General features: G+C 68.8%; 14 protein-coding genes. All 14 read right to left on the bottom strand.

All coding sequences use genetic code 11. The features are described 5' to 3' along the window. Positions 1-74 precede the first annotated feature (74 nt). On the bottom strand, positions 75-269 hold the full coding sequence (thiS, locus tag JS528_RS06015) for a sulfur carrier protein ThiS (protein WP_214358189.1): 195 nt from the start codon (positions 267-269) through the stop codon (positions 75-77). Between the two features lie 487 nt (positions 270-756). Next, positions 757-2,229 carry an argininosuccinate lyase gene (gene argH / locus JS528_RS06010; RefSeq protein ID WP_214358188.1) on the bottom strand — a complete coding sequence of 491 codons (1,473 nt, stop codon included), beginning with the start codon at positions 2,227-2,229 and terminating at the stop codon, positions 757-759. Positions 2,230-2,433: 204 nt separating this feature from the next. After that, positions 2,434-3,672 (bottom strand): argininosuccinate synthase, encoded by a 1,239-nt coding sequence (locus tag JS528_RS06005; RefSeq protein WP_214358187.1) that lies wholly within the window; start codon positions 3,670-3,672, stop codon positions 2,434-2,436. 108 nt (positions 3,673-3,780) lie between these two features. Then, the gene (gene argR, locus JS528_RS06000) at positions 3,781-4,287 is read right to left on the bottom strand and encodes an arginine repressor (protein ID WP_214358186.1); all 507 of its coding nucleotides are present in this window, start codon (positions 4,285-4,287) and stop codon (positions 3,781-3,783) included. Continuing rightward, a complete protein-coding gene (argF, locus tag JS528_RS05995) occupies positions 4,284-5,249 on the bottom strand; it encodes an ornithine carbamoyltransferase (protein WP_214358185.1) in 966 nt (321 codons plus the stop codon). The genes argR and argF overlap by 4 nt, the downstream gene beginning before the upstream one ends. Before the next feature lie 39 nt (positions 5,250-5,288). Further along, the gene (locus JS528_RS05990) at positions 5,289-6,587 is read right to left on the bottom strand and encodes an acetylornithine transaminase (RefSeq protein ID WP_214358184.1); all 1,299 of its coding nucleotides are present in this window, start codon (positions 6,585-6,587) and stop codon (positions 5,289-5,291) included. Further along, positions 6,577-7,533 carry an acetylglutamate kinase gene (argB, locus tag JS528_RS05985; RefSeq protein WP_214358183.1) on the bottom strand — a complete coding sequence of 319 codons (957 nt, stop codon included), beginning with the start codon at positions 7,531-7,533 and terminating at the stop codon, positions 6,577-6,579. Before argB ends, JS528_RS05990 begins: the two co-directional genes overlap by 11 nt. 9 nt (positions 7,534-7,542) lie before the next feature. Next, a complete protein-coding gene (argJ, locus tag JS528_RS05980) occupies positions 7,543-8,715 on the bottom strand; it encodes a bifunctional glutamate N-acetyltransferase/amino-acid acetyltransferase ArgJ (protein WP_214358182.1) in 1,173 nt (390 codons plus the stop codon). Beyond that, positions 8,712-9,806, bottom strand: coding sequence for an N-acetyl-gamma-glutamyl-phosphate reductase (gene argC / locus JS528_RS05975; RefSeq protein WP_214358181.1), 1,095 nt, complete (start codon positions 9,804-9,806; stop codon positions 8,712-8,714). Before argC ends, argJ begins: the two co-directional genes overlap by 4 nt. 93 nt (positions 9,807-9,899) lie before the next feature. Further along, positions 9,900-10,544, bottom strand: coding sequence for a DUF4190 domain-containing protein (locus JS528_RS05970; RefSeq protein ID WP_214358287.1), 645 nt, complete (start codon positions 10,542-10,544; stop codon positions 9,900-9,902). A 360-nt stretch (positions 10,545-10,904) separates the two neighbouring features. Beyond that, a complete protein-coding gene (pheT, locus tag JS528_RS05965; RefSeq protein ID WP_214358180.1) occupies positions 10,905-13,514 on the bottom strand; it encodes a phenylalanine--tRNA ligase subunit beta in 2,610 nt (869 codons plus the stop codon). Between the two features lie 6 nt (positions 13,515-13,520). Continuing rightward, entirely contained in the window at positions 13,521-14,585 is a 1,065-nt protein-coding gene (gene pheS, locus JS528_RS05960) for a phenylalanine--tRNA ligase subunit alpha (RefSeq protein ID WP_420838198.1), read from the bottom strand. 204 nt (positions 14,586-14,789) lie between these two features. After that, positions 14,790-15,668, bottom strand: a complete 879-nt coding sequence (locus JS528_RS05955) for a TrmH family RNA methyltransferase (RefSeq protein WP_214358178.1) — start codon at positions 15,666-15,668, stop codon at positions 14,790-14,792. Positions 15,669-15,803: 135 nt separating this feature from the next. Next, a complete protein-coding gene (locus tag JS528_RS05950) occupies positions 15,804-16,838 on the bottom strand; it encodes a LacI family DNA-binding transcriptional regulator (RefSeq protein WP_214358177.1) in 1,035 nt (344 codons plus the stop codon). Between the last annotated feature and the right edge of the window lie 125 nt (positions 16,839-16,963).

The following is a 16,963-nucleotide window of genomic DNA, read 5'->3' as shown; positions in this document are numbered from 1 at the left end:
GATGATGGTGCGGCGTGTCGCCGCGGGTGCGTGGCGTGCACGCGGTGCGGGTGCGGCGCGTTCCGACCGCGCGGTCAGCCGCCCTGCACGAACTGGACGATCTCCAGCACGGCCTGGTCGTCGAGCATCGCCTCGGCGCGGGCGGCGCGCGGCACGATCTCGCCGTTGAGCTCGATGGCGACGCGCTCGGCCCGGTAGCCGTGCGTCTCCAGATAGTCGGCGACGCTGACCGGCGCCTCCAACGTGACGTGTTCGCCGTTGACCTGCATGGGCGGTTCTCCCTTCCTGACGAAAAAGGGCACACGAATGCAAGCCGTACCCTAAGTGGTGCGCCCATTCATGTGCCCTGACATGCGACCATCGCGTTTCCCCGCCGTGCGGTCGGACGAGTAACGGCCGTACCACGGATGCCTGCGATGGCTGAATTATCCATACGGAACGGTACCGGTCGACTCCCGGACGACTTGGAAAGGAAATCCCAAAACGACAACGATTCCTTACGGCGGCATGACCCGCGTCAAGTTCCCCGGTCGAAGCTCTCGCTTCCTCTCAGCCTTGCGGCTCCCGTTCGTTATGAGGCCCAGCGTACGCCATCGTGGTGACATGGGGCGGACACGGACCGATGCGGCGGGAAGGCGAGTCGGCCGGATAGTCGGCCGGATACGGGAACGGCCCCTCCCGCGCATCGCGGAAGGGGCCGTCATGAGTATCCAAGGGCGGAAGACGCGGAGACCCGGGGTCCCACGCGCCGAACCGTCAGAACGTGCCGGGCGCCTTGTAGGCGGAGCCGTCGGAGGTGGAGTCGGCGAAGACCTTGAGCTCCTCGAGCTCGCGCTTGGCGTCGGCGATCTGCTCGCGCACGCGGCCGTAGGCGGTGCCGCCCTTGCCGTTGCGGGAGTCGACCGAGCCGTGGCTGGAGAGCACCTCGCGCACGCCCGGGGCCTTGTCGGCCGGCAGGAACGCGGCGAACGTGGAGACGAAGTCCTCGTCCGTGAGGTCCCACAGCTCCTGGCCGCGGCCCTCGGCGAGCTTGACGCACGCGCCGGAGAGCTCGTGGGCGTGGCGGAACGGCACGCCGTTCTTGACGAGCCATTCGGCGATGTCGGTGGCGAGGGCGAAGCCGGTCGGGGCCTCGGCCTCGAGGCGGTCGGCGTCGAAGCGCATGGTCTCGACCATGCCGATGAAGGCGGGCAGCAGCACCTCGAGCGTGTCGACCTGGTCGAACACGGCCTCCTTGTCCTCCTGCAGGTCGCGCGCGTACGCGGTCGGCAGGCCCTTGAGGGTGGCGAGGAGCCCTGTGAGATCGCCGATGAGGCGGCCGGACTTGCCGCGCGCCAGCTCGGCGATGTCCGGGTTCTTCTTCTGCGGCATGATCGAGGAGCCGGTGGAGTAGGCGTCGTCGAGCTTGACGAACGCGAACTCCTGCGTGTTCCAGATGATGATCTCCTCGCTCAGGCGGGAGATGTCGACGCCGGTCATCGCGGCGACGAACGCGAACTCGGCGACGAGGTCGCGCGAGGCGGTGCCGTCGATGGAGTTGTCGGTCACGCGGGCGAAGCCGAGCTCGCGGGCGACGGCCTCCGGGTCGAGGCCGAGCGTGTTGCCGGCGAGCGCGCCGGAGCCGTACGGGGAGGCGTTGATGCGCTTGTCCCAGTCGACGAGGCGTTCGACGTCGCGCAGCAGCGGCCAGGCGTGGGCCATGAGCTGGTGGGCGAGCAGGACGGGCTGGGCGTGCTGCATGTGGGTGCGGCCCGGCATGACGGTGCGGCCGGCCTTCTCGCTCTGGGCGATGAGGGCGTTCACGAGCTCGAGCAGGAGCTTGGCGATGACACGGGAGTGGCGGCGCAGCCACATGCGGATGAGGCATGCGATCTGGTCGTTGCGGGAGCGGCCGGCCCTGAGCTTGCCGCCGAGCTCGTCGCCGGCGATGTCGATCAGTCCGCGCTCGAGGGCGGTGGCCTCGTCCTCGTCGTCCTCGATCGGGGCGAAGGAGCCGTCGTCGACGTGGCGCTGCAGGGTGTCGAGCGCGTCCTCCATGCGCTTGAGCTCGTCGGCGGTGAGGAGTCCGGCGCGGCCCAGGGCGCGCGCGTGGGCGCGGGAGCCGGCGATGTCGTCGTCGGCGAGACGCCAGTCGAACTGGGTGGACTTGGACAGACGGGCGAGCGCCGCGGACGGGCCGGAGGTGAAGCGGCCGCCCCACAGGGCGAGATGTTCGGTGTTCTCAGCCATTCGTTTCTCCTTGGAGTGTGTTGAAACCCTTGGGAATGGTGGGCTTGCATGCGATTTCAGACCGTATGCCAGCCTATCAGCGTTGGGCTACATCGTCGGGGGCGATGTCGGGCCGGAGGCCTCCCCCGAATATGACGAAGCCCCTCTCCGAACGGGAAAGGGGCTTGGGTCGGTATGGACCTATCGGTGGCTACCGGGGCCGGATCACTCGACGGTGTTGCTCGGGACCTCGATGCCGTTGCCGAACTTGACGTCGCGGGCGGCGGCGACGCGGCTCGGCAGGCCGTAGATGTCGATGAAGCCGTTGGAGGACTTCGAATCGAAGCTGTCGCCGGAGTCGTAGGTGGCGAGGCTGTAGTCGTACAGCGAGCTGTCGGAGCGACGGCCGGTGACGACCGCGCGGCCGCCGTGCAGGATCATGCGGATCTCGCCGGAGACGTACTTCTGGGTGTCCTCGATGAAGGCGTTGAGGGACTGGGTGGCCGGGGAGAACCACTGCGCATCGTAGACCAGCTCGCCCCAGCGCTTGTCGATGTCGCGCTTGATGCGGTGCTGCTCGCGCTCGAGGCAGCAGTTCTCGAGCTCCTGGTGCGCGGTGATGAGGGCCACGGCGCCCGGGGCCTCGTACAGCTCGCGGGACTTGATGCCGACCAGACGGTCCTCGATGAGGTCGATGCGGCCGATGCCCTGGGCGCCGGCGCGGCGGTTCATCTCCTCGATGGCCTGCAGCGGGGTGACGTCGCGGCCGTCGATCTTGACCGGGATGCCCTGCTTGAACTCGATGACGACCTCGTCCTCGACCGGCGGGAACGCCGGGTCGTCGGTGTAGGAGTAGCAGTCCTTGGTCGGGCCGTTCCACGGATCCTCGAGGAAGCCGGTCTCGATGGCGCGGCCCCACACGTTCTGGTCGATGGAGTACGGGGACTTCTCGGTCTGGGTGATCGGCAGCTTGTGCTCCTTGGCGAACGCGATCTCGACGTCGCGGGTCAGGGCCAGGTCGCGGATCGGGCTGATGGCCTTGAGGGTCGGGTCGATGGAGGCGATGGACACCTCGAAGCGGACCTGGTCGTTGCCCTTGCCGGTGCAGCCGTGGGAGATCGTGTAGGCGCCGAACTGGTGGGCGGCACGCACGAGGTGCTTGGAGATCAGCGGACGGGAGATGGCGGAGACGAGCGGGTAGACGCCCTCGTACATCGCGTTGGCCTTGAGGGCCTTCATGCAGTACTCGTTGGCGAACTCGTCGCGCGCGTCGACGACATAGGACTCGACGGCGCCGCAGGCGAGGGCGCGCTGCTTGATGGTCTCGAGGCTCTCGCCGCCCTGACCGACGTCGAGGGAGACGGCGACGACGTCCTTGCCGGTGCGCTCCTTGAGGTACGAGATCGCGACGGAGGTGTCGAGGCCACCGGAGTAGGCCAGAACGATACGGTTGTTGTCTGCCATGGAATGCCTTTCTTCAAAAACAAACTGACGCAAGTATATACAGAAGTCCGTATATTTATGCATCGCCGGCGCGGCGCGTCTTGCGATGCGGTCGGCCGGGCCGCGACCTCACTTCGAGGCCAGCGCGAGCAGCCAGTCGGCGCGCCTCGCGGCGGCATCGTCGTCGGGGCAGATCACCATCACGGTGTCGTCGCCGGCGATGGTGCCGAGGATGCCCTCGACCGGCTGCTTGTCGATGACGGAGGCCACGTACTGCGCGGCGCCGGACGGCGTGTGCACGACGATGAGGTTCCTCGCGGCGGCCACGGACGTGACCAGACCGGAGAGCACGCGGGACATCTGCGACTCGACCTTGGTGGAGTCGGGCTGCTCGTCGAGCGCGCCGCGCCCGACGGCGTAGGCCATCGTGCCGTCGGGCAGACGCTTCTTGAACGCGTTCATCTCGTCGAGATCACGGCTCAGCGTCGCCTGCGTGACGGCGATGCCCTGGTCGGCGAGGATCGCCGAGAGCTGCGACTGCGAGGTGACGGTGTGGTTGGTCAGTGCCTCCTCGATGGCGCTCAGCCGTGCCGCGCGGGTCGCCGGACGCTGCAGGGAGGCCCTGGAATCGCTCATGCCAGCAGGCTTTCGTCGCCGCGGGCCTTGCCGGTCAGCCAGGTCAGCAGCGCCTTCTGCGCATGCAGACGGTTCTCGGCCTCGTCCCACACGACCGACTGCGGGCCGTCGATCACCTCGGAGGTGACCTCCTTGCCGCGGTAGGCGGGCAGGCAGTGCTGGAACAGCGCGTCGGGCTTGGCGAGGGCCATGAGCTCGGCGTTGACCTGGTAGTGCCAGAACGGCTTGGAGCGGATCGCGTACTCGGCCTCCTCGCCCATCGACACCCACGTGTCGGTGAACACGCAGTCGGCGTCCTTGACGGCCTCCCTCGCGTCGGTGGTCACGAGGATCGAGCCGCCGTTCTCGGCCGCGATCGCCTCCGCGTCCGCGACGATGTCCGGGCGCGGCAGGTATCCCTGCGGGCCGGCGACGCGCACGTTCATGCCGGCGACGGCGCCGCCGAGCAGGTACGAGTTGGACATGTTGTTGGCCGCGTCGCCCACGTAGGCGATGGTCTGGTTCTTCAGGTTGTCGACGCCGCCGCGGTGCTCGGAGATCGTCTGGAAGTCGGCGAGGATCTGGCAGGGGTGGAAGTCGTCGGTCAGCGCGTTGACCACCGGGTGGGTGGAGTAGCGGGCCATCTCCTCGACGCGGTCCTGGCCGAAGGTGCGCCACACCACGCCGTAGGCCATGCGGTCGAGCACGCGGGCGGTGTCGGCGACCGGCTCGCCGCGGCCCAGCTGGGAGCCGGACTTGTCGATGACCAGCGGGTAGCCGCCGAGCTCGGCGACGCCGATGGAGAAGCTGGAGCGGGTGCGGGTCGACGGCTTGTCGAACAGCACGGCGACGGCCTGCGGGCCGGCGAACGGCTGCTTGTAGAAGCGGTCCTTGTGGAACTTGATGGCGAGCTCGAGGACCTGCTTCTGCTCCTCGTGGTTCAGGTCGTCGTCGCGCAGCATGTGGCGCAGTTCGGGGGTCATGGTTGTGTCCTTCTTTTCTTCCGGTTCTGCCGGGATGGATCAGTCGTTGGGAAGGTCCGCCGGGACGGCCTTGAGGATGGCGAGCGCGTCGTCGACGTCCTGTTCGGAGACGATCAGCGGCGGCGCGAAGCGCAGGGCGTCGGCGCGCACGGCGTTGACGATGAGGCCGTGCTCGAGGCACCAGTTCATCACGGCGTGGGCGCACGGGTGGGACAGCTCGACCGCGTCGAGCAGGCCGCGACCGCGCACGGAGACGTACAGCGGGTTGCCCGTGGCCATGAGCCCATCGCGCAGCTGGCGGCCGCGCTCCTCGGCGTTGGCGACCAGCCCGTCCTGCTCGATCACGTCGAGCGTGGCGAGGGCGGCGGCCGCGCCGAGCGGGTTGCCGGCGAAGGTCGAGCCGTGGGAGCCCGGGGTGAACAGCGCGGAGAGCTTCGAGCCGAAGGCGATCATGCCGCCCATCGGGAAGCCGCCGGCCACGCCCTTGGCGAAGGTGACCATATCCGGCGTGATGCCGCCGGAGAGGTCCTCGCGCTGGAACGCGAACCACGATCCGGTGCGGCCGATGCCGGTCTGCACCTCGTCGATGATGAGCAGCGCGTGGTTGATGTCGCACATCTGGCGCACCTGGCGCACGTAGTCGGCGCCCAGCGGCCTGACGCCGGCCTCGCCCTGGATGAGCTCCATGATGACGGCGGCGACCGGGCCCTTGCCGTAGTGGCCGACGCCGGTCTCGCTGAACGCCTCGTACAGGGCGACCGGGTCGCCGGCCTTGACGAACTGGATGTTCGGCACGAGCGGGTCGAACGGCTTGCGGATGGCCGGCTTCCACGTGGCGGACAGCGCGCCGAGCGTGCGGCCGTGGAAGCCGTTGGTCATGGCGATGATGCGCGCGGGCTTGCCGCCGATCGACGGCGAGGCGCCCGGCAGCGTGCGGCCGTAGAGCTTGGCGAGCTTCAGGGCGGCCTCGTTGCCTTCGGCGCCGGAGTTGCCGAAGTACACGTGGGAGCCCTCGGGGGCGCCGGCGAGCCTGACGAGCCTGGAGGCGAGCTCGATCTGCGGCTCGGTGGCGAAGTAGTTGCTCGTGTGGGCGACCTTCGCGGCCTGGTCGGCGACGGCCTTGACCCACCTGGGGTGGGCGTAGCCGAGCGAGTTGACGGCGATGCCGGCGAGGAAGTCGAGGTATTCGTTGCCGTCGACGTCCCAGATGCGGGTGCCCTGGCCGTGGTCCATCACGCGCAGCGGCGTGCCGAACACGTTCATGTGGACCTGGGAGTACTCCCCCAGCCACTTCGAGTCCTCGGGGCCGAGCGTTTCCTTGGTGGTCTCAGTAGACATAGGAGCTCCTCATCTCGATGCCGTCCTCGGGCACGACCATGGTGCCGATGCCGGCGGAAGTGAATATCTCGTTCAGGATGGAGTGCGGCTTGCGGCCGTCGATGATGTGCGCCTGGGGCACGCCGCCGTCGATGGCGCGCACGCACGCCTCCATCTTCGGGCGCATGCCGGATTCGAGGTCGGGCAGCATGTCGCGCAGGTTCTCGACGCCGATGCGGCCGATCAGCGAGTTGCGGTCGGGCCAGTCGGCGTACAGGCCGTCGACGTCGGTGAGGATCACGAGCTTGTGCGCGCCGACGGCGGCGGCGAGCGCGGCCGCGGCGGAGTCGGCGTTCACGTTGAGCACCTCGGTGGCGTCGTCCTCGTTCGGTGCGACGGACGAGACGACCGGGATGCGCCCGGCGTTGACGAGGTCCTCGACGGCGGACGCGTCGACGGACACCACGTCGCCGACCAAGCCGATGTCGGTGGCCTTGCCGTCGATGACGGGCTTGCGCTGCATGGCGGAGAACAGGCCGCCGTCCTCGCCGGAGAGTCCCACGGCGAGCGGGCCGTGCGCGTTGATCAGGCCGACGAGCTCGCGCGAGACCTTGCCGGTGAGGACCATGCGCACGACGTCCATCGCCTCGGGCGTGGTGACGCGCAGGCCGCCCTTGAACTCGGACTTGATGCCGAGGGCCTTGAGCATCTGCGAGATCTGCGGGCCGCCGCCGTGCACGACGATCGGGTGCAGTCCCACCTGGCGCAGGAACACCATGTCCTCCGCGAAGCACTGCTTGAGATGCTCGTCGATCATCGCGTTGCCGCCGTACTTGACGACGATGCGCTGCCCGGCGAACTCCTCGAGCCACGGCAGGGCCTCGATGAGCACCTCCGCCTTCTGGTCGGCGCGCAGGTCCGTATGCACGTCGAAATGGAATCCGGGTCCCTTCAGTTCAGTAGCCATACGCTTCTTTCAGCTTTCGTAGTCCGCGTTGATGTGGACGTATTCGTGGGTGAGGTCGTCGGTCCAGACGGTCGCCTCGGCGTCGCCGGCGTTGAGGTCGATGTCGATGTGGACCTCGCGCGGGGTCATGTCGACCTCCGAGCGGTCGCGTCCGGCGCCGCCGTGCTCGCAGATGCGCACGCCGTTGACGTCGACGGTCACCTTGTTCGGGTCGTACGGGGCGACCTCGGGCGGCACGGTGCCGAGCGAGGAGACGATGCGGCCCCAGTTCGGGTCGTTGCCGGAGATCGCGCACTTGAGCAGGTTCGACGCGGCGACGGCGCGCCCGCAGGCGAGCGCGGCGTCCTCGGTGGTGGCGCCGGTGACGGCGATGCGGATGTCATGGCTCGCGCCCTCGCCGTCGCCGATGATCTGGCGCGCGAGCGAGGCGCAGGCGTCCTTGACCAGTGCGTTGAACTCGTCCTTGTCGGGTTCGACGCCGCTGGCGCCGGAGGCGAGCAGCAGGACGGTGTCGTTGGTGGACATGCAGCCGTCCACGTCGATGCGGTTGAACGAGTGCTCGGCGGCGTTGGTCAGGGCGGCCTGCATCTGGCCGGGGGTGACGACCGCGTCGGTGGTGATGACGCACAGCATGGTGGCCAGCTGCGGGGCGATCATGCCCGAGCCCTTGACCATGCCGCCGATGCGCCAGCCGGCCTTGCTTTCGAGCGTGACGGTCTTCGGCTTGGTGTCGGTGGTCATGATGGCGTGCGACGCGTCGGCGCCGGCCTCGGGGGTGGCGGCGAGCGCGTCGTGGGCGGCCTGCGCGCCGGAGAGCACGTTGTCGAGCGGCAGCAGCTCGCCGATGAGTCCGGTGGAGCACACGGCGATGTCCTCGCTCTTGGCGCCGACGAGTTCGGCGACCTTCTCGGCGGTGGCCTTGGACTGCGCGTAGCCGGCCTCGCCGGTGCACGCGTTGGCGCCGCCGGAGTTGAGGATCACGGCCTTGATGTGGCCGTCGGCGACCTGCGCGCGCGACCACTGCACGGGCGCGGCGCAGAAGCGGTTCGAGGTGAGCACGCCCGCGGCCGCGTCGAGCGGTCCGTTGTTGACGACGAGTGCGAGGTCCTTCTTGCCTTCGACGGCGGAAATGCCCGCCGCGACTCCGGCGGCGGAGAACCCTTGTGCGAATGTGACGCTCACGGTGCGACTCCGATCTTGGTGAGGCCCTGGTCCTCGGGCAGACCCAGGGCGATGTTCAGTGACTGGACGGCCTGGCCGGCGGTGCCGCGGTTGAGGTTGTCGATGGCGGCGAACGCGATGATGCGGCCCGCGCGGCGGTCGGTGACGACCTGGATGTGCGCGGCGTTCGAGCCGATGATGTTGCCGGTGGCGGGCAGGGTGCCCTCGGGCAGCAGGACCATGAAGTCCTGGTCCTCGTAGGCCCTGGTCCACACCGCGCGGATCTCCTCGTCGCTCATCGCGGCGGCCTTGTCGGTCATCCTCGCGGAGACGGTGGCGAGGATGCCGCGCGACATCGGGGCGAGGACTGGGGTGAAGCCGAGCGTGAACTCGGAGGCGGCCGAGGCCGGTTCGCCCGCGGCGTGCGCGAGGTTCTGCAGGATCTCGGGGATGTGGCGGTGCGTGCCGCCGACGCCGTACGGCAGGGCGCTTCCGAGCGCCTCGGCGGCGAGCAGGTTCGTGCGCTTCAAGTTCTTGCCGGCGCCGGAGTAGCCGACGACGAGGTCGGCGACGAGGTCCGTGCGCTCGACGAGCCCCTCGGCGACGGCGGGCTGGATGGCCAGCGTGGTCGCGGTCACGTTGCAGCCGGGGCCGGCGATGCGCTTGACGCCGGGCAGGGCCGCGCGCTGGCGCGTGTAGTCGCCGTGGGCGTCCTTGCCGGTGATGAGCTCGGGCATGCCGTAGGTCCAGTGCTCGTAGAAGTCACCGCCGTAGAAGTCGTCCCACGCGCTTTTCTCCTCGAGCCTGTGGTCGGCGCCCAGGTCGACGACGACCGCGTCCGGGTCGAGCTGCGCGGCGAGCCTGCCGGAGGCGCCGTGGGGCAGGGCCAGGATGATCACGTCATGACCGTTGAGGACCTCGGGGGTGGTGTCCTCGACGGTCAGGTCGGCCAGCTGCGGGATGTGCGGCATGTGCTTGCCGAGCCTGTCACCCACCGAGGAATGCCCGGCGACGCACGTCACCTCGAAATCCGGGTGGGCCGCCAGAATGCGCAGCGCCTCACCACCTGCATAGCCCGTGGCACCCGCCACGGCCACCGTATACTTCGCCATATCACGTCCTTATCAAACAAGACAACAAGCACGAGTATACGCACCTATGCAGACTCCTGCATAATTATGCAGTCGCGTGTTTCACAGTGTGGCTCACGCCGACATCGAGTCGCCGGAGGAGCTTCCGGAGCCGCCGCCCATGCCGTACATGTTGAGCAGGTCGGTATAGAGGTCGGAGACGGACATGCCGTTGAGCCACATCCAGATCTGCACGCCGGTGGTGATCACGTTGATGACGATGGCGGCGATGGCCAGCCCCTTGCCCTTCATATGGAAGACGCTCGTGCGCCACAGGGACGCGGCGCCCATGATCGCGGGCAGCACCGGCACGGAGAAGATCAGCGCGAAGACGAACGAGATGATCGCGTAGGAGTCCCATCGCCCGTAGAGCGGGTTCTGGTTGGGGTCGTTGACGTCGATGCCGTAGATGTAGCGCGGCACGTGGCCGTCGGGCCGGTTCGCGTTCGTGCCGTTGCCGTACGGCTGGTTCGACTGCGCGTACGGGTTGTACGGGCCGGCGTTGGGATTGGCACCGGGCTGGCCGTACGGCTGCCCCTGCATGCCCGGGTATCCGCCCGGATTGTACTGGTTGTATCCGCCGTAGGAGTTGGCTGGGTTGACGGGCGTCCCCTGAGGCGCGCCGGCCTGGGGTTGCCCGCCGTTCGCCGTCGTCTTCGGATCGGGGTCGGGCGCACCGTAGAGGTACGGGTTGTAGTTCGGCCCGAACTGGCTGCGCATCGCGCCGTAGTCGAGGTTCGCGTACTGGCCGTACGCCGGCTGGGACTGCGGCTGGGATTCGGACGCCGTGCCGCCGGCAGCGGCGGCCGACGGTCCGGCAGGGGCCGGGGTGGACGCGGCCGGCGCGGGACCCGACGCGCCCGGCCCAGCCGTGTTGCCCCCGTTCGGCTCGACGGGGCTATTCGGCTGCTGTTCGGGTGCGGTCATCGGGTTCCTTTCGTACGACGTGCGGGTTGACGCTTTCCATCCCCAGCTTACGCGTAGGGGGACGTCTTTCGACGTCCCCCATCTCATATCACGCTCAGCGCTGATCGTCCGCCCGGAACCGGTCGGGCGGACGCGACCATGCGCTCACGCGGTTCACGCGCGCAGCTGGGCTCCCAGCTCGGCGGCCTTGTCGATGATGGCCTTGCGGATCGCCTCGCTGTCCTCGGCGGACAGCGTCTTGTCGGGCGAGCGGAAGACCACGGCGAACGCGAGGGACTTCTTGCCCTCGCCGAGCGCCTCGCCGGTGAACACGTCGAACAGCTCGATCGACTCGAGGTTCGCGCCGGCGGCCTCACGCACCACGGCCTCGAGCTGGGCGGCGGTCACCGTGTCGTTCACGGTGAAGGCGAGGTCCTGCTTGACCGGCGGGAACGTGGAGATCGGCTTGGCCTGCACCGGCTTGCCGTCCAGCGTGGAGAACAGCGCGGTGAGGTTGAGCTCGAACGCGGCGGAGTGCTCGGGGAAGCCGAGCGCCTCGTTGACGTGCGGGTGCAGCTCGCCGATGAGGCCGACGAACAGGTCTCCGACCTTGACGTTCGCGAAGCGGCCCGGATGCCACTGGGCGGGCACGTCGGCGGCGGACGGCTGCTCGAGCGAGATCTTGGCGCCGAGACGCTCGGCGATGCGGCGCACGGCCTCGACGGCGTCGGACCAGTCGACCGGACGCTTGTCGCCCATCCAGCCGGAGTCCACGGCCAGACCGGTCAGGATGCCGGCGACGTGGTCGGGCTGGTCCGGCAGGCCGGCGTCGAGCGCGGCGAGCTGCTCGTCGGTCGGCTTGACGCCGCCGGGCAGGGCCGGGATGGCGGGCGCGTCCGGGTTCCACAGGTAGACGTGGCCCAGCTCGTACAGGCTCACGTTCTCGATGCCGCGGCGGATGTTGCGCTGCACGGTCGTGGCGAGCGTCGGCAGGATGTGGCGGCGCAGGAACGGACGGTCGCCGTAGAGCGGGTTGGCGATCTCGACGCTGACCTTCTTGGTGGCCTCCGCGTCGTAGCCGAACGCCTTGTAGTCGGCGTCGCCCACGAACGGGTAGCTCAGCGCCTCCACCATGCCGTACTCGGCCAGCTCGTCGGCCACACGGCGGCGGCGCAGCTGGTCCGGGGTCAGGCCCACGAGGCCCTCGACCGGGGCCGGCGGGACGGTCACCGGGATCTCGTCGTAGCCGACGAGACGGGCGACCTCCTCGACCAGGTCGCACGGCTCGTTCAGGTCCGGGCGCCAGGTCGGTGGGGTGACGGAGAACTCGCCGTTGCCGCCGCCGGCGACCTTGCAGCCGATGTCGGTGAGGATGTCGGAGATCTGGTTGATCGGGGTGTCGAGGCCCGCGACGCGCTTGACCTCGGCGGCCTTGAAGTGGATGGCCTTGCGGCGCGTGGTGTTGTTCACGTCGGTCGGACGGTCGCTCGGTTCGCCGTCGCCGTACTTGACCAGCAGGTCGGCGGCCATCTGCGCGGCGGCCGGCTGCAGCTGGTAGTCGACGCCGCGCTCGAAGCGACGGGACGCCTCGGACGGGGTCTTGTGGCGGCGGGCGGAGCGGGCGATCGACACCTGGTCGAAGTGCGCGGCCTCGAGCAGGATGTTCTTCGTCTCGGAGGTGACCTCGCCGTACAGGCCGCCCATCACGCCGGCCAGACCGATGATGCGCGAGGAGCGCTCGCCGTTCGGCGAATCGGTGATGAGCAGGTCCTCGACGCTCAGATCGTGCTCCTTGCCGTCGAGGGTGGTGAGCTTCTCGCCCTCGTGGGCGCGGCGCACGACGATCGGCGGCTCGAGCTTGTCGAGGTCGTAGGCGTGCATCGGCTGGCCGAGGTCGAGCATCACGTAGTTGGTGACGTCCACCGCCAGGGAGATGGAGCGCACGCCGGCGCGGATGAGGCGACGACGCATCCAGTTCGGCGTGTGGGCGTTCGGGTTGAAGTCGCGGATGACGCGCGCGTAGTAGCGGTCGCAGCCGGGCACGCCGTGGATCGGGTTGTCGTCCTCGATCTCGACCTCGACGTCCGGGACGGTGCCGGAGGCCTCGCCGGCCGGCGTCGGGACCTTGGCGTCGAGCTCCTTGACCGGGTCGACGTAGGGGGCGCCGGTGGAGTGGTGGTACTCGCGGGCCACGCCGCGGTAGGACAGCGTGTAGCCGCGGTCCGGGGTGATGTTGATCTCCAGCAGCGGCTGGTCGAGGTGCAGCAGGTGCATCGCGTCGTCGCCGGGCTTGAGGGCCTCGTACTCCTCGGTGGAGAAGCCGTAGTGGCGCAGCAGGATGATGCCGTTGTGGTCGTCGCCCAGTCCCAGCTCGCGCTCGGAGGCGCACATACCGTTGGAGATGTGGCCGTAGGTCTTGCGCGGCTCGATGCGGAAGTCGCCCGGCAGGACGGCGCCCGGGAGCGTGACGACGACCTTCTCGCCGGCGGCCATGTTCGGCGCGCCGCAGATGATGCCGCGCGGCACCTTGTTGCCGTTCTCGTCGACCTCGTTGTACTTGTCGCCGACGTCGACATGGCACCAGTTGATGACCTTGCCGTTCTTCTGCGGCTCCGGCGTGGCGTCGACGACGTAGCCGACGACGATCGGGCCGGTGACCTGGGAGGCGTGGATCTCCTCCTCCTCGAGGCCGACCTTGACCAGATCCTTGGCCAGCTGCTCGTAGGTGAGGTCGGACGGAACCTCGACGTGCTCCTTGAGCCAATCGATATCAACCATAGGCATTGGCGATCACTCCCCCATCACAAACTGTTCGGCGAAACGCACGTCGCCCTCGACGAGGTCGTGCATGTCGTTGATGTCGGAACGCAGCAGCAGCGTGCGCTCCATGCCCACGCCGAACGCGAATCCGGTGTACTCGTTCGGGTCGATGCCCGCAGACTTCAGCACGTTCGGGTTGACCATGCCGCAGCCGCCCCATTCGAGCCAGCCCGGGCCGCCCTTCTTGTCGGGGAACCACAGGTCGAGCTCGGCGGAGGGCTCGGTGAACGGGAAGTAGCTCGGGCGCAGACGGGTCTTGGCCTCGGGGCCGAACATGGCGACGGCGAGCTTGTCCAGCACGCCCTTGAGGTCGGCCATGGTCAGGTGCTTGTCGACGGCGAGCGCCTCGCACTGGTGGAACACCGGGGTGTGGGTGGCGTCGAGCTCGTCAGTGCGGAACACGCGGCCCGGGGAGGCGATGTACAGCGGCACGCCGCGGCCGATGAGGGCGCGGACCTGATCGGAGGAGGTCTGCGTACGCACGACCATGTTGGAGCCGACGAAGCCGGCGGCGTCCTTGGCCTGGTTGCCCTTGACGTAGAAGGTGTCCTGCATCTGGCGGGCCGGATGGTCCGGACCGAAGTTCAGGGCGTCGAAGTTGTACCATTCGGCCTCAACCTCGGGGCCGGCGGAGATCTGCCAGCCCATGGAGATGAAGAAGTCCTCGACGTCCTCCATCAGCTTGGCGAGCGGGTGGCGCGCGCCCAGGGGCTTGCGGTTGACGGGCAGCGTCATGTCGACGGTCTCGGCGGCCAGCGCGGCGGCCTCTGCGGCCTCCTTGAGCTCCTGCTCCTTCGGGCCGTAGGCGCGGCCGAAATCGGCGCGCAGCTTGCCCATGAGCTTGCCGGCGTCCTTCTTCTGATCCTTGGGCAGCGATCCGATCGCCTTGCTGGCGAGGGTCATCGCCGACTCGGCTCCGGCGTATTCGGTCTTGATGGCTTTCAGTTCCTCCAGCGTGGAGGCGTTCTGGATTTTGGCGATGCCTTCGGCGACCGCATCGGTCACCGCTTGCGCATCGAATAGCGCTTCTGCCACGAGCACCCTTTCCTTGTTTGCTTCATTGACGTGAAAACACGTGGGAAAACGCGCGAAAACACGCGTTTCCCCAAGCTTTGTCCAACATCACATTGTCACCATACGACTCGACATGGGGCGTATGGCTCATCAGGCGGTCGGCCGGAGGTCGACCCGCGGACGGACCGGTGCGGTCGACGGGCCGTCCGTGCTCCCGGGCCCCGCTCAGCGGTCCGCCATCGCGAGACTCATCAGCATGACGGCGGCGGAGGTGCCGAGGTTGAGCGATTCGGCCTTGCCATAGAGCGGGATCGACACGATCCGGTCCATACGGGCGAGGATCTCCGGCGGAAGCCCGCGGGCCTCGTTGCCGAAGAGCACGGCCTCGCCGGTGCGCGCGGGCGCGTCGTCGGCGCGCTCGGCGAGCAGGGTCGGCAGGGATTCGGGCTGGCGCTCCGGGGTGCCGTACACGTCCGCGGCGATGGTCGTGAGATCGTGCTCGGCGCAGTACGCGAGGAAGCCCTCGACGTCCATCTCGAGGACGGGGATGTGGAACAGCGACCCGGCGGTGGAGCGCACGACCTTCGGGTTCAGGGGATCGACGCAGTCGTCGACGAGGATGACCGCGTCGCATCCGGCGGCGTCGGCCGCGCGGATCACGGTGCCGGCGTTGCCCGGGTCGCGCACCTGCCAGAACGCGGCGACGCGCGGACGTCCGCCCTCTCCCCCGGTCAGGTCGACGGATTCGGGCTCGGCGTGCATCGCGCGCATGTTGCCCACGGCGACGATGCCCTGTGCGTCCTTGCTGATCCGCTCGATCACCTCGCGCGTGGCGCGGTGCACGTAGATGGTGGCGTCCTGCGAGGTCTCGACGATCCTCGCGAGCGTATCCGAGGCGTAGCGGACGTGGCCGAGGGCGTCGTCGACGGCGACGTAGAGGTCCTGGACCACGTCGGGCCGCCACGCGACGGCCTCGCGCACGGACTGCGGACCCTCGATGAGGAACCTGCCGGAGCGTTCGCGCCCCTTGGCGCGCGCCAGATCGGCGACGCGGCGCACGCGGTCGGACTTCGGGTTATCGAGTAAGGCTTGGTTGATCGGCATGCCCCTCATCCTACCCAAGCATCCCGCCCAAGAACGTCGCCTGCGTCCCGAACCGTTCCATCGGATGCCGATCGGTCACGGTCAATCCGCCGAACCGGCGATGGAACGCCGAATGCAGGAAGCGTCCGGTCGAAATCAGGCCAGACCCATCGCTTTGAGCCCGGCGGTACGGCCCACCGTGCTCTCCCGGACGAGCAGACGCGAGTCGACGACCTTCGCGCGGTGCCTGTGGCCGGCGTCGCGCAGCTCGCCGAGCAGCAGCTCGGCCGCGGCCGCCCCCATGCCGTCCCACTGCGGGGCGACGGTGGTCAGCGGCATCGGCCCGTCCCAGGTCAGCGGATTGCCCTCGCAGCCCATGACCGCCACCTGTCCCGGCACGTCGACGCCGGCGGCCAGCAGTCCCTCGATGACGCCCACCGCGGTGGCGTCGGTGATGGCGATCACGGCGTCCGGGCGGCGCTCCGGATCGCGACGGGCGATTACGCCGCCCACGGCCACGCCGTCGGATTCGGCGTTGCAGTCGGCGACCTGCGTCCATTCCACCCGCACCCGCGGGTCCTCCCCGGTGACCTCGCGGATGCCCAGGCACCGCTCATGGGCGGATTGGATGTCCTCGGCGGGCGCGACCACCATGATGCGCCGGCGGCCGGATTCGATCATGTGACGTGCCGCGAGCCGTCCGATCTTGCGGTTGTCGGCCGCCACGCTGCACAGCCGTGAGCCGTCGCCCAGATAGTCCACGACGACCGTGGGGATGGACAGCCGGTAGTGCGGCGTCCACGTGGAGCTCGGATACGGCACGATCAGCATGCCGACCATCTGACTGCCCTGGAAGTAGTCGAGGTAGCGGTCGGTGAGCACGCCGTCGTTGTCCGTGCCGGCGACGAACAGGTCGAGGTCGTTCGCGCGCGCCACGCGCTGCGCCCCCGCCGCGATGCCGGTGGTGCTCGCATGGCCGTAGCCGGTCACGACGAGGCCTATGGCCGAGTTCGCCCCGCCCGCTAGGATGCTGGCGTTGCGGTTGGGCACGAACCCCAGCTGCGCGACGGCCGCCGCTATGGCCTCGCGCTTCGCCGCCGAGAGCTTCTCCGGGTGGTTGAGGTAGTTCGATACCGTGCCCCGCGATACGCCGGCCCGGTGGGCGACGTCCATGATGGTCACACGTCCCATGTCATCCGCCTCTCAATCAATCACATGACGGCCGCGGACATCGACGTCCCCGTCCGCCGCTGCCACATCACTATACCCATATCCGAACGGGAGCGAGGGCCCTTTCCTTGCGGGAAGGGCCCTCG

The sequence above is a fragment of the Bifidobacterium santillanense genome, assembly GCF_018555385.1.
GTDB classification, from domain to species: Bacteria; Actinomycetota; Actinomycetes; order Actinomycetales; family Bifidobacteriaceae; genus Bifidobacterium; species Bifidobacterium santillanense.
The sequence above is the reverse complement of the archived record's forward strand: the minus strand, read 5'-3'. Positions and strand labels throughout refer to the sequence as shown.